The sequence below is a fragment of the Deinococcus sp. genome (assembly GCF_025362455.1).
GTDB lineage: Bacteria > Deinococcota > Deinococci > Deinococcales > Deinococcaceae > Deinococcus.
Genome location: NZ_JANYGJ010000089.1, coordinates 1 through 11,921, shown reverse-complemented (window position 1 = coordinate 11,921; position 11,921 = coordinate 1). Strand labels below are relative to the sequence as shown.

Here is an 11,921-nt window from a genome sequence, read left to right as displayed (position 1 = left end):
CCTACTTCCCTCTCTTCCCCAACCCCAGGAGTTCCCCCATGCAAATCCTTCAGGGCGACGACGCCCGCGCGGCGCTGAGCCGCGATTTCTCTCAGATTCCGGTGCCCGAAAGCGTGCTGGACCGCAACGAGCAGTTGTTCGGCGAGCGCCTGAAGCCCGAACAGGTCGTCGAGCGCATTCTGGACGATGTGCGGCTGCGCGGCGACGAGGCCCTGCTCGACTGGACCGAGAAGCTCGACGGTATCCGCCCCGGTGGGGTCCGGCCCGAACTGCGGGTCAGTGAACAGGAACTGGCCGCCGCCCAGGTCGCGCCTGAACTGCTAAGTGCGCTGCGGCTGGCTATTACTCGTGTCCGGTCGTTTTACCAGCAGCAACCGGCGCACGGTTTTCTGAACCACGGCGAGGACGGTGCGCTGGGCCAACTGGTACGCCCCCTCTCGCGGGTCGGCGTCTACGTGCCGGGCGGCCTCTCGCCGCTGATCAGCACGCTGATTCACGTGGCGGTCCCGGCCCAGGTCGCGGGCGTAAGAGACATCGTGGTGACAACGCCGCCGGACACATCGGGCGCGGTGCATCCGGCCATTCTGGTGGCGGCGCGGGAACTGGGCATCACCGAGGTGTTCCGGGTCGGTGGGGCGCAGGCGATTGGCGCGCTGGCCTACGGCACCGCCAGCATTCCCCGCGTCGATAAGGTGGCTGGTCCCGGCAACCTGTTCGTGGTCATCGCCAAGCGGATGGTCTTCGGCCAGGTCGGCATCGAGAGCCTGCCCGGCCCCACCGAGACGCTGGTGATCGCCGATGACAGCGCCGAGCCGCGTTACGTCGCCGCCGATCTGCTGGCCCAGGCCGAGCACCTGGGCGCCGAACCGGTGCTGGTCAGTCCCAGCCGAGAGCTGCTGATCGCCGTGCAGGCCGAACTGTCCGGCCAACTCGAAGCGCTGCCGGAGCCCAACCGCACCTGGGCACGCCTGAGCGTCACGGACCGCATGAAGATCGTGCTGGCCGAAGACATCGAGCAGGCGCTGGAGTTGTCCAACCTCTACGCCCCGGAGCACCTGTGCCTGCTGACCCGCGATCCCTGGAGTCTGCTGGGTAAAGTGACGCGGGCGGGCGGCGTGTTCGTCGGCGAGGACAGCATGGAGGCGCTGGGCGACTACCTGGCCGGACCGAGCCACGTCATGCCCACCGGGGGCACGGCGCGCTTTCTGAGCCCGGTCAACGTGCGCGATTTTCAGACCATCATCAGTGTGGTGGGCCTGAACCGCAGCACGCTGGAGCGCATCGGCCCGCCCGCCGCGCTGCTGGCCCGCGCCGAGGGTCTGGAAGCCCACGCCCGCGCCATCGAGAGCCGCCTGAAAGCGCCCGAAGCCACTGATCCGGACCCGCCGTTCTTAAGCCGACCCTAAGAACGCTCGGTGCTCCGCTTCATCTCCGGCCTCACAATGAGGTATTGCCTCCGATCTGGACCAGTTCAGGGCGAACCCCCGCCCGGCCCCAGCCTCGGCCCCAAGGAGAGACTCATGACCCAGCCCCAGAGTGGTATTTCGACCCGCAATTTGCTCGTTCTCGGCGGCCTCAGCGCCCTGCTCGCCACCCCCGCCGCCCGCGCCCGCGTCCTCGCGCTGCTTCAGGGGCCGCTGGAAGGCGCCCAGGAGCTGTTCAAGGAGACGGTGGCGCCCACCGTTCAGCAGGCCGCTCAGCAGGCGCTCAGCCGGGCCGGTGAACTCGGCGTGGACGCCCGCAAGGTCGCCGTCCACGCCGCCGCCCAGGTTCAGGACGGACTGCCTGGCTTGATCGACGGTGTGCGCGGGCAGGCCAGCTTCCTGGCTGAAAACATCGCTGAGAGCACCGCCGAACTGCGCAGCGACCTCGGCGAGCGGGCGGCCAAGGCGGCGGTGGCGGCTAAAACGGTGGCGGCCAAAACGGCAGCCAGCGTGCAGGGCAACCTTCAGGAGCGCCTGGGCGATGTTCAGGAAAGCGCCGGGAAACGTGCCCACGCCCTGCTGGAGAGCGCTGCCGAGGTCCGTGACGATCTGAGCGCCGATCTGAAGAAAGCCGAATTGGGCAAGAAGGTCGGTGAGTTGCAGGCCAGCGTTCAGAAAAAGGCGAACTCCGTTGCCGACGACCTTCAAGGCGCCGCCCAGGACCGACTGAAGGACGCCCGCAAGGCCGTGGGCCTGCTGAGTCTGGGCGCGGCGAAGGCGGCGGAAGAGGTTCAGGAGAAGGTCCAGAAGAAGGTCCAGGTCAACGTCAAGGACGCCAGGGTGGCCCGCAAGGACATTCGCAAACGTGCCCTGAAGCTCGCCGACAACGCCCAGGACGAAGCCCAGGACCGCCTGAAGGACGTCCGCAAGTCGGCAGGCAAGCTCGAAGCCCGTGCCCGCAAGGAGGCTGCCGAGCAGGCCACCAAAGTCAAAAAGCACGTCGCACAGACCATCGACGCTGCTCAGGAGAGCCTTGGGGGCGGCGCCGCGCTGGTTCAGACCCTCAGCAAAAAAGAAGTCAGGACGCTGGGTAAGCAGGGTCGGGTGCAGCTCCAGGCTTACCAGGCTCGCGTCGCCCTGCTGGAGAGCGAGCTGGCCCGCAGCGGCGACAAGACGTTGCGGAAGCTGGCGAAGCAAAAAGCGCCGCGCAGCCGTGGCGGCACGGTGTTCACGCTGCTGCTGCTGGTCGGCGGCGGCGTCGTGCTGGCCCGCGTTCCGGCGGCGCGGCAGGGCATTCTCAACGGGGTCGGGGCGCTGAGCCCGGAGGCCGAGGTGTGGCTGCGAGATGCGGGCCGCACCGTGCGCAACCTGATCGGCACCGCCTGGCTGGAGCGCCCGGAGGAGCCCGGCGCCCCGGTGGCGGCTGCGGCGGCTGCTGTTACGGTGGCGGCGCCCGCGCCCAGGGACGACCAGGCGACGGCCAGCGCCGCTGCGGGCTCGACGGAACCGGGCGCCCCAGCACAGGCAGCGCCCAAAGCCAACTGAGCAAAGCGTTCGGCAGGGGAGACGGCGCCAACCGCTGCCTCCCTTTTTCGCTATGTGCCCTTTTTCGCTGTGTGCCGACGCGTTGCCTTCACGGGTTTGCGTGTACCATGAGCAGCGTGCCCAGCGTCGCCGTCGTGATTCCCGCCTATAACGAGGAGGACACCGTTCCCGCTGTGATTCTGGCCGCGCTGACGTTGACCCCTGAAGTGATCGTCGCCTCCGACGGCAGCACCGACCTGACCGCCCAGGCGGCCCGTCGGGCCGGAGCCAGCGTGGTCGAGCTGAGCCGCAACGCTGGCAAGGGCCCGGCCCTCAAAGCCGCCCTGCAAGCCGCCCGCGCCGACTACGTGGTGATGCTCGATGCCGATCTGGTCGGCCTGACCAGGGAGCACCTCGATATTTTATTGGCCCCGGTGCTCAGCGGCAAACTCGACATGTGCATCGGCATCTTCGACGGCGGCGGCCTGATAACCGACCTGGGCAACAAGCTCACGCCGCACCTCAGCGGCCAGCGTGCCTGCTCGCGCCAGTGGTTGCTGCGCGTGCCGCATCTGGGCGAGGAGAGATGGCCCGAACCCGCCATCACCGCTGCCCTCAAGGAGCAGGGCGCCCGCTGGGACTACGTGGAGCTGACCGGTCTGGGCCAGGTGATGAAGGAAAAGAAACGCGGCTTCTGGAAGGGAGCGAAGTACCGCACCAGGATGTACATCGATCTGTTCGGATTCAAGCGGCGCAAGAAGAAGGCCGAGAAAGGGGCGTAGTGAGTAAATCAGCAGTCAGTCCTGCTGGTCTGAATGGCCATCTAAATACAGTAGAAACTAGCACCAACTAAAACAATACCGTGTCATCCTGAGTGAACCGAAGGGTCTCGCAGTTTGACGACGAGACCCTTCTGTTTATTCACTCAGGATGACAACGAGAGGCTGTTTTCGTCTAGTCGAACGACGAAACAGACGAGTTCGCTCACTGCCGCTCCATTCTCGCCGTCACCGCTAACCCAGTCGGCGTCCGGGCCAGTCCGCCTTCCGCCGTTTCGCGCAGTTCCAGCGGCATCATCCGGCCCACCTGGGCCACCGCACCGACCACCTCGTCGGGGGGAATGAAGCTTTCCAGTCCGGCCAGGGCCAGTTGCGCAGCGCTCACGGCGTGGACGGCGAAAAAGGCGTTGCGGCTCACACACGGCACCTCCACGAAGCCGCCCACCGGATCGCAGACCAGGCCGATGGTGTTCATCAGGGCCAGGCTGGCGGCGTGGACACAGGCGCGACTATTCCCGCCCAGCAGCTCGGTGACGGCGGCGGCGGCCATGGCGGCGCTGCTGCCGATCTCGGCCTGGCAGCCGCCCGCCGCGCCCGAAATGAACATCTGCCGGGAAATGGCCTGCCCGATGCCCGCCGCCAGCACCATCGGCATCACCAGTTGTTCGTCGCTGAGCTTCAGGTGGTCGGCCACGCCGATCAAGGCGCCGGGGATGGTGCCCGCGCTGCCCGCCGTGGGCGCCGCGACGATGCGGCCCATCCGGGCGTTTTCCTCGTTGACGGCCATGGCGTAGGCCTGAACCCGCTTGAGCAGCGGGGCGCCGAGCAGGTCGGGGGCGTCATGGAGCCCTTTGGCGTTCCAGCCGACCATGCCGGTGATGCTCGGCGCGTCAGTCTTCAGCCCGCGTTCGATGCTGCTGCGCATGTCCCTGATGCGGCCCAGCATGGCCGAGCGCACCGCCGCCGCGTCCAGGCCGCTCTCGGCGCAGTCCTGCTCCAGAATCCAGACTGAGGCGGGCGAGGGGGCCACCATAATTTCAGCCAGCGTGGGCATCAGGCCGTCGTCCCGGTCAACACGGGAACGTCCCCACCGCCGATGGTGGCCCCGGCGTCCATGACGGGCCTGACCATCCGCACCCAGGCCATTTCCGGCCAGCTCGACAGAAAGGCCAATGCTGGCCCGGACAGCGGCCCGTCGAGTTCCAGGCAGGTCATGGCGCCGCCGCCTCGCTTCTGGCGCGAGCAGATCAGCGCGGCGATGTTCACCCCGGCGGCGGCGACCAGGGCCGTGACCCGCGCGATGACGCCCAGCGCGTCGGTGTAGCGAATCAGCAAGGTGAACGAGGCGCCGCTGAAACTGACCCGGAAGCCGTCCACCCGGATCACCTCGATGACGCCGCCGCCGGTGCTGCTGGCGATCAGCGAGCACGCCTCGCCAGCGGCTGATTGCAGGTCGAGCTGGGCACTGTTGGGATGGACCTCGCCCAGATCGGTGTCGGTGAACTCGAAGGCCAGATTCGCCCTGGCCGCCTCAGCGAAGGCGTTCGGCAAGCGGGCGTCATCCGGCCCGTAACCCAGCAGCCCGGCGACGATGGCCTGGTGGGTGCCGTGACCCTTGCCGGTCTTGGCGAAGCTGGCGTGCAGCGAGGCGCGGGCCTGAACCGGCGGTGTGCCCAGGAGTTGCCGCCCGACCAGCCCGATGCGGCAGGCCCCGGCGGTGTGGCTGCTGCTGGGACCGATCATCACCGGGCCGATCATGTCCAGCAGGCTCATCGGGCTTGGCCTGAGCACAGGTGGCCCACACAGAGGGGTGTCATGCGGGCAGTATAGACAACTGCCCATCTGGGAGAAGGTGGGGCCGCTGGCCTTTGGGGACGCCCTCAGCGCCTATTTCTGCAAATCGGTGACCTGGCCGCCCGCCGTCTGGAAGCGCACCACGCCCAGGCCCGGCACGAAGTAGGTGAACTGGCTGGAGGTCGCGGCGCCGGAGTTCACGTCCGTGCGGATGACCAGGGTGTTGAAGTTGCCCGCACTCAGGCTCAGCGGCTCGCTGCCGATGACCCGGCTGCTGAGTTTCAGGCTGCCGCTGGCGCTCTCCCAGTGCTGATTCAGGCTCAGCGGCGAGGACGGGTAGATGGTGAGCGGCGGATTGTACCAGATCACCTGGGCGCCGATGCGCACACCGCGCAGAAAGACCCCGCCGCCCCGGTACTCGTTGAGGTCTTCCGAAACGGTGCGCCCGCCGATGATGTGGGCGGTGGGAATGACGTTCACGCCCCTGATGACCACCGGCTGGCCGAGCTGCTGGGTCTCGCCGCTGCTGTATTTCCAGCTTTTGCCGGGCGTATCGGGAAAGTAGGAGCCTGCTGCGAGCGCAACGCTACCGAGCATCTGGGCGCACAGCATCAGGCTGAGGGAGAGGACGCGCTTCATACACCCATCCTAATCGGGACGTTCTGACGGTCTGAGCACAAGCGCTGTGCCCAGTGCCATTCCTGATGGCCATTCCCGATGGCTATTCCCGGTAATTACTCCTGGTCGCGCCCCAGCTCGGCGCCGCGCTCGGTGGCGGCCCTGACCGTGCTGATGAGCGCCCCGCGCACGCCGCTGCCTTCGAGCACTTCCAGGCCCGCGATGGTGGTGCCGCCGGGGCTGGAGACCTCATCTTTGAGCAGCCCTGGGTGGGCGCGTTCCAGCAATAGGGCGCCGCTGGTCATCAGCAGCCGGGCGGCCAGTTCGTGCGCCAGGGCGCGGGGCAGGCCCATGCGCACGCCGCCGTCGCACAGCGCCTCGGCGATCACGGCGGCGTAGCCGGGGCCGGAGGCGCTCATGCCGGTAAAGGCGTTGAACAGGTGCTCCGGCAAGTCGTAGACCTGCCCCACCGCGCCGAAGATTTCGTGGGCGAAGGCGGTGTCTGCGTGCGCGGCTGCCGCCTCGGTGCCGGTGATCGCCGTCTGCGACTGGCCGATGGTGGCGCCCAGGTTGGGCATCACCCGCACCACCCGCGAAGTTTTCAACCGCCGTGTCAGGGTCTTCACGCTGACCCCGGCCATCGTGCTGATAAAGCCCCGTCCTGAATGAGCTGTGTCAGTCGCCGTGCTCAGCCACTCGCTCGCCTCCGGAAAGACCCGTGGCTGGAGGCTGATCAGCACCGTCGGGGCGCCGCCCAGCTCGCCCAGGTCCAGAACAGGGGTGCCCAGCCGCTCGGCAATTCTGGCGACGCGCTCGGTGTTGGTGTCCATCAGGCCGATCTCGGAGGGGCTCAGCAGGCCGCGCCGGGTCACGCCCTCCAGAATGGCCAGGCCCAGCTTGCCCACGCCCACGACGGCCAGTTTCATCGCCCTGCTCCGGTTGCTTGCATGGGGCCACCATAGCGCCCCGCCGTGAACGCGCCCGGCTTTACTCCAGACAAGCTGGTCACGCTCCAGACAAGCTGGTCACACTCCAGACAAGGCGCCCTGCTCCGGACCAGACGGCGCCCTCGCGCTTGCCCTGCTACCATCGGCCCATGTTGCTCTACGTCTTGCCCGGAACCTTCGCCTCCCGCGAGGACGACCTGTACCTGCTGTGGGACGCGGGCGCCACCGGCATCGAGGAACGCGCCGGAGCACTGCGCGCCTACTTCGAGTTCCAAGCTGAACTGCCCTTAGACGGCGTGTGGACCGAGGAGCCCGACGCCGACTGGCAAGCCGACTGGAAAAAGGGTCTGCGCCCCGTCACGGCGGGCGGCTTTACCATCGCGCCGAGCTGGCTGGCCGCTGAGGTGCCCGCTGGTCAGACGCCCCTGCTGATCGACCCCGGCATGGCCTTCGGCACCGGCCACCACGAGACGACCCGCCTGGCGACCACCGCCATCAGCGGGCGTGATTTGTCGGGCCTGTCGGTCATCGACGTGGGCAGCGGCAGCGGCATCCTGGCTTTGGCCGCCGCGCTGAGGGGCGCCGCCGAGGTATTGGGCCTCGACATCGACCCCGTGACGCTGCCCGCCGCCATTGAAAATGCCAAGCTGAACGGACTGAGCGCCCGGCCCGGCACGCCCGCCACCTTCAGCACGCCCGGCGGCACCCTCACCTTCGCGGTGGGCAGCCTGGACCCCGATGACAGCGACGAACCCGAATATGACCTGCTGATCGCCAACCTCTACGCCGAGCTGCACGATTTATTGGCCGGAGCGTACCGCACGGTGCTGCGGCCCGGCTCGGAGGTGATTCTCACCGGCATCTTGCAGGAACGCTTGCCCCTGGTCCGCGCCGCGCTGGACCGTGAAGGCTTCACGGGCGTGCGGGAAACCCTCGACGGCGAATGGGTGCTCGTGACCGCCAACTCAGAACGCTGATGGCCCGCCACGTTCACCGCGTCAGAGTCTCTGCGCTCACGCCGAAGATGGACGTGGAGCCCGCCGAACTGCGCCACCTTCAGGTGCTCCGGTTGCGGGTCGGCGACGCTCTGGAGGTCTTCGACGGCGAGGGCGAGGAAGGCCGCGCCGAGCTGAGCGCCCTCTCGCCTGCGTCGGCCACCCTGACCCTGCTGGGCCGCACCGAGGCCGCCGCCGAGTATCCCCAGCCCGTGACATTGGCCATCGCGCTCCTGAAAGGCGACAAGCTCAGCGACGTGGTGCGGGCCGCCACCGAACTCGGCGCGGCCCGCATTCAGCTCCTGCACACCCGTTACGCCGACGTGCCCGACATCGGCGAGAACAAGCTCACGCGCCTGCGCCGGGTGGGCGAGGAGGCCGCCCGGCAATCCCAGCGCTCGGTGGTGCCGGAAGTCCTGGCGCCGATCAAGCTGGGGATGCTGGATTTAGACGGCCAGCTCGGCGTGTATGCTCACCCCGGCAGCCGTCTAAAACTTGCCGAACTGGTGAAGTGGACGCAACCAGTAACGCTGATCTCTGGCCCCGAAGGCGGTTTCGCCCCCGAAGACCTGAGCGTGCTGGAGCGGGCTGGATGCCAGGGCGCCACGTTGGGGCCGCGAATACTCAGGGCGGAGACGGCCCCGCTGGCGATGCTGGGAGCGCTGGCGGCGAGCGGGGTGTAGGCGCTTCGCGGGCGTGTGAGAGGGGCGCGGGAGGTGGTACGCGGTACGCAGTTGGGGCAAGAAGATGTATGTAAATTGGGACGAACCTTGTTGACCCTCGCCCCTTGCGGAAGAGTTGCAGACCTGCTTGCAGAGGGTCTTTGCGAAGCAAAGGGGAGAGGGGAGTGAGCGAAGCGATTGCCCTTCATCTTTTCCCACAAGCCACCCACCACAAGCCACCCACCACGAGCCACACGCCTCTTTTGCTACCCTATCTCTCATGGACAAACCCGTGCTCGCCCGCTTACAGAAGGTCATGCAACTGCGCGAGGAGGTCGAAACCCTTTCCTTCGGTGGCCCCTTCGTGCCGGAGGCCGACTGGACCGATTCCGGTACTCACCTGACCCTCTTCGCCGACGTGCCCGGCTGCTCGCCCGAAAGCCTGACCCTGGAGGACGACGGCGAGGCTGTGACCCTCAGCGGTGAACGCGGCGCCCTGCCCGAAGCCCAGACGGCGCTGCACCGTGAACGCCGCACCGGGCGCTTCAGCCGCCGCCTCAGCTTTCCGGAAGCCGTGGTCGCCCAGAGCGGCGAGGCCAGCCTGGTCGCCGGGGTGCTCAGCGTGCGTTTCGAGAAAGTCAACAAGACCATCGAGGCGCAGTCGCAGGAGCTGAGCTGATACGGAGCTGGACTGATACACTGACGCTCATGCGCTGCGGCAACTGGCGCTGATCGTGGGCCACCACGGGGAAGCCGCAGCATCAATCTGACCGCGCGCCTGGGTCGTGGGTGAAGGGCCAAACCTGGCCTCGCTCACCTGACTTTCGCAGAGAGAACGCCCGCCGATTCGATGTACGGCAAGGCGTTCAGGAGCCGTCATGAAACGAGCGTTGATTTCCGTGAGCGACAAGAGCGGCGTGGTCGAATTTGCCCGTGCCCTGACCGAGAACGGCTGGGAAGTCCTCTCGACGGGGGGCACCCTCAGCGCGTTGCAGGCGGCAGGCGTCCCCGCCCTCAAGGTGGCCGACGTCACCGGCTTCCCCGAAATTCTGGATGGCCGGGTCAAGACCTTGCATCCTAAAATTCACGGCGGCATTCTCGCCCGGCGCGATGCTGGACACTTGGCCGAATTAGCTGAGCATCACATCACCCCGATAGATCTCGTCTGCGTGAACCTCTACCCCTTCCGCGAGACGGTGGCTGCCGGGGCCGACCTGAGCACCGCCGTCGAGAACATCGACATCGGCGGCCCGGCCATGATCCGCGCCGCCGCCAAGAACTTCGCGGGCGTGCTGGTGCTGGTGGACCCGGCAGATTACGGGGTGGCGTTGCAAGCCGAGGTCAGTCAGGCCGAGCGCCGACGCCTGGCCGCCAAAGCCTTCGCGCACACCAGCAGCTACGACGCGGCCATTACGGCGTATCTGGGCGATGAGCCGACGTCTAACCCAGAATTTCCCGCGCAGGTCAGCCTCGAACTCAGCCAGGTCGCCAGCCTGCGCTACGGTGAGAACCCGCACCAGCCCGCGACGGTCTACCGCCTGGCGGGTCAGCGCGGCCCGGTCCTCGACGCCGAGGTGCTGGCGGGCAAGGCCATGAGCTTCAACAACTATGCCGACACCGACGCCGCCTGGGCACTCGTCAGCGAGTTTGATGGGCCTGCCTGCGTGGCCGTCAAACACGCCAATCCCTGCGGTGTGGCACTGGCTGACAGCCCCCGCGAAGCCTGGGAACGTGCCCGCGACGCCGATACCCTGAGCGTCTTCGGCGGTATCGTGGCCCTGAATCGCCCGCTCGACCTGGAGACCGCCATGAGCACCCGTGGCACCTTCCTCGAAGTGCTGATCGCCCCGGAAGTCCATGACGACGCCCTGAGCTGGCTGCGCGAGAAGAAACCCGACCTGCGCGTGCTGCGGGCCGCCCAGGCCACCGAAACCGGCACCGAATACCGCCAGCTCGTCGGTGGTTTCCTGGCCCAGCAGCGCGACGCCCGGCTCTGGGACGATCTGTGCCCCGAAGTGGTCACCAAGGCCCAGCCCAGCGAGCAGGAATGGCGAGACCTCCGTTTCGCCTGGATGGTCGCCAAGCATGCCCGCAGCAACAACGTGGTGCTAGCAAAGGGCGGCGTCACGGTGGGCCTGGGCGCCGGGGCGGTCAGCCGCATCTGGGCCGCCGAACGCGCCGTGCAGAACGCGGGCGAGCGGGCACGCGGCGCGGTGATGGCCTCCGAAGCCTTCTTCCCCTTCGACGACGTGGTGCGGCTCTCCGCCAGCGTGGGCGTTACCGCCGTGATTCAGCCAGGCGGCGCCAAACGTGACCAGGAGGTCATCGCGGCGGCGAACGAGCTGGGCCTCAGCATGGTCTTCACCGGCTCGCGGCACTTCAAGCACTGAGCTGTGAGCGCCACTCTACTACTTGGAAAGCCACTGGCAGAGGTGGTCACGGCGGAGGTGCGAACCCGCCTGGCCGCGCTGGGCGCCCCGCTGCACCTGGTCAGCGTGGTGGCCTCCGGCGACCCGGCCACATTGGTCTACGTCGAAAGCAAGCGTCGCCAGGCCCGGCGGCTGGGCGTCGAACTCGGCGTGCGTGATCTGGGGGTCGATGTCAGTCAGGCCGAGTTGCACCGCGTCCTGACCGACCTCTCAGGCGACCCAGACGTGCAGGGCGTGGTGCTGGAATTGCCCCTGGCGGCTCACCTCGACCCGGACGCGGCGCTGCGCTGCATTGCCCACCCCAAGGACATCGAGGGGCTGACCCCGGCCAACCTGGCGCTCGTCTCGGCGGGCCGCGAAGCTGAGGCGCTGTTGCCGCCGACGCCCCGCAGCGTCCGGTTTCTGCTGCGCGAGGCGTTGGAGCTGCGCGGCGCCCGCGTCGCCATCATCGGGCCGGGGCGCACGGTGGGCCGCCCGCTGGCCTGGATGCTGAACAACCGGGGCGCCACCGTGACCCTGTGCAACGAATTCACCCGCGACCTGGGGGGTCTGCTGGCCGTCCACGACGCCGTGGTGGTCGCGGTGGGCCGAGCCGGGCTGCTGACGCCTGAGCTGGTGCAGCCGCATCACGTCGTCGTGGACGCGGGCATCAACGTCACCGCGTCGGGCGTCGTCGGGGACGTGGCGCCGGGCGTGGCCGACATCGTGCGAGCCTATTCCCCCGTGCCCGGTGGCGTCGGCCCGCTGAC

The 11,921-nt window shown here is 67.9% G+C and carries 12 protein-coding genes and 1 riboswitch; of the genes, 8 read left to right on the top strand and 4 right to left on the bottom strand.

What is annotated here, in order from left to right:
• Positions 1–38: 38 nt before the first annotated feature.
• The 3 genes from hisD to Q0R23_RS06265 all read left to right on the top strand — a co-directional run bounded on the left by hisD (position 39) and on the right by Q0R23_RS06265 (position 3,730).
• Positions 39–1,406, top strand: coding sequence for a histidinol dehydrogenase (gene hisD / locus Q0R23_RS06275; protein ID WP_293911530.1), 1,368 nt, complete (start codon positions 39–41; stop codon positions 1,404–1,406).
• A 114-nt stretch (positions 1,407–1,520) separates the two neighbouring features.
• On the top strand, positions 1,521–2,969 hold the full coding sequence (locus Q0R23_RS06270; protein WP_293911528.1) for a hypothetical protein: 1,449 nt from the start codon (positions 1,521–1,523) through the stop codon (positions 2,967–2,969).
• A 107-nt stretch (positions 2,970–3,076) separates the two neighbouring features.
• A complete protein-coding gene (locus tag Q0R23_RS06265) occupies positions 3,077–3,730 on the top strand; it encodes a glycosyltransferase family 2 protein (RefSeq protein ID WP_293911527.1) in 654 nt (217 codons plus the stop codon).
• A gap of 202 nt (positions 3,731–3,932) precedes the next feature.
• Here the strand turns inward: Q0R23_RS06265 and Q0R23_RS06260 are convergent, their stop codons facing one another.
• From Q0R23_RS06260 to proC, 4 genes are all read right to left on the bottom strand, one after another.
• Positions 3,933–4,781, bottom strand: coding sequence for an L-serine ammonia-lyase, iron-sulfur-dependent, subunit beta (locus Q0R23_RS06260; protein ID WP_293911526.1), 849 nt, complete (start codon positions 4,779–4,781; stop codon positions 3,933–3,935).
• Positions 4,781–5,500 carry an L-serine ammonia-lyase, iron-sulfur-dependent subunit beta gene (gene sdaAB / locus Q0R23_RS06255; protein WP_293911525.1) on the bottom strand — a complete coding sequence of 240 codons (720 nt, stop codon included), beginning with the start codon at positions 5,498–5,500 and terminating at the stop codon, positions 4,781–4,783. Before sdaAB ends, Q0R23_RS06260 begins: the two co-directional genes overlap by 1 nt.
• Before the next feature lie 114 nt (positions 5,501–5,614).
• The gene (locus tag Q0R23_RS06250) at positions 5,615–6,160 is read right to left on the bottom strand and encodes a hypothetical protein (protein ID WP_293911524.1); all 546 of its coding nucleotides are present in this window, start codon (positions 6,158–6,160) and stop codon (positions 5,615–5,617) included.
• Between the two features lie 95 nt (positions 6,161–6,255).
• On the bottom strand, positions 6,256–7,065 hold the full coding sequence (proC, locus tag Q0R23_RS06245; protein WP_293911523.1) for a pyrroline-5-carboxylate reductase: 810 nt from the start codon (positions 7,063–7,065) through the stop codon (positions 6,256–6,258).
• A gap of 170 nt (positions 7,066–7,235) precedes the next feature.
• Between proC and Q0R23_RS06240 the strand changes: the two genes are divergently transcribed.
• From Q0R23_RS06240 to Q0R23_RS06220, 5 genes are all read left to right on the top strand, one after another.
• Positions 7,236–8,063 (top strand): 50S ribosomal protein L11 methyltransferase, encoded by an 828-nt coding sequence (locus Q0R23_RS06240; protein ID WP_293911522.1) that lies wholly within the window; start codon positions 7,236–7,238, stop codon positions 8,061–8,063.
• Entirely contained in the window at positions 8,030–8,764 is a 735-nt protein-coding gene (locus tag Q0R23_RS06235) for a 16S rRNA (uracil(1498)-N(3))-methyltransferase (protein WP_293911521.1), read from the top strand. The genes Q0R23_RS06240 and Q0R23_RS06235 overlap by 34 nt, the downstream gene beginning before the upstream one ends.
• 259 nt (positions 8,765–9,023) lie before the next feature.
• Complete coding sequence (locus Q0R23_RS06230) at positions 9,024–9,422, top strand: Hsp20/alpha crystallin family protein (protein ID WP_293911520.1); 399 nt, start codon at positions 9,024–9,026, stop codon at positions 9,420–9,422.
• Between the two features lie 29 nt (positions 9,423–9,451).
• Positions 9,452–9,534, top strand: a riboswitch (ZMP/ZTP riboswitch).
• Between the two features lie 87 nt (positions 9,535–9,621).
• Positions 9,622–11,133 (top strand): bifunctional phosphoribosylaminoimidazolecarboxamide formyltransferase/IMP cyclohydrolase, encoded by a 1,512-nt coding sequence (gene purH / locus Q0R23_RS06225; RefSeq protein ID WP_293911519.1) that lies wholly within the window; start codon positions 9,622–9,624, stop codon positions 11,131–11,133.
• Positions 11,134–11,190: 57 nt separating this feature from the next.
• On the top strand, positions 11,191–11,921 hold a 731-nt coding region (locus Q0R23_RS06220), incomplete at its 3' end, for a bifunctional 5,10-methylenetetrahydrofolate dehydrogenase/5,10-methenyltetrahydrofolate cyclohydrolase (protein ID WP_293911518.1).

What these genes read in the sequence shown, in the direction of transcription:
- hisD (WP_293911530.1), top strand. Translation starts at nt 39, where the DNA reads ATGCAAATCCTTCAGGGCGACGACGCCCGCGCGGCGCTGAGCCGCGAT.
- Q0R23_RS06270 (WP_293911528.1), top strand. Translation starts at nt 1,521, where the DNA reads ATGACCCAGCCCCAGAGTGGTATTTCGACCCGCAATTTGCTCGTTCTC.
- Q0R23_RS06265 (WP_293911527.1), top strand. Translation starts at nt 3,077, where the DNA reads ATGAGCAGCGTGCCCAGCGTCGCCGTCGTGATTCCCGCCTATAACGAG.
- Q0R23_RS06260 (WP_293911526.1), bottom strand. Translation starts at nt 4,781, where the DNA reads ATGCCCACGCTGGCTGAAATTATGGTGGCCCCCTCGCCCGCCTCAGTC.
- sdaAB (WP_293911525.1), bottom strand. Translation starts at nt 5,500, where the DNA reads ATGAGCCTGCTGGACATGATCGGCCCGGTGATGATCGGTCCCAGCAGC.
- Q0R23_RS06250 (WP_293911524.1), bottom strand. Translation starts at nt 6,160, where the DNA reads ATGAAGCGCGTCCTCTCCCTCAGCCTGATGCTGTGCGCCCAGATGCTC.
- proC (WP_293911523.1), bottom strand. Translation starts at nt 7,065, where the DNA reads ATGAAACTGGCCGTCGTGGGCGTGGGCAAGCTGGGCCTGGCCATTCTG.
- Q0R23_RS06240 (WP_293911522.1), top strand. Translation starts at nt 7,236, where the DNA reads ATGTTGCTCTACGTCTTGCCCGGAACCTTCGCCTCCCGCGAGGACGAC.
- Q0R23_RS06235 (WP_293911521.1), top strand. Translation starts at nt 8,030, where the DNA reads ATGGGTGCTCGTGACCGCCAACTCAGAACGCTGATGGCCCGCCACGTT.
- Q0R23_RS06230 (WP_293911520.1), top strand. Translation starts at nt 9,024, where the DNA reads ATGGACAAACCCGTGCTCGCCCGCTTACAGAAGGTCATGCAACTGCGC.
- purH (WP_293911519.1), top strand. Translation starts at nt 9,622, where the DNA reads ATGAAACGAGCGTTGATTTCCGTGAGCGACAAGAGCGGCGTGGTCGAA.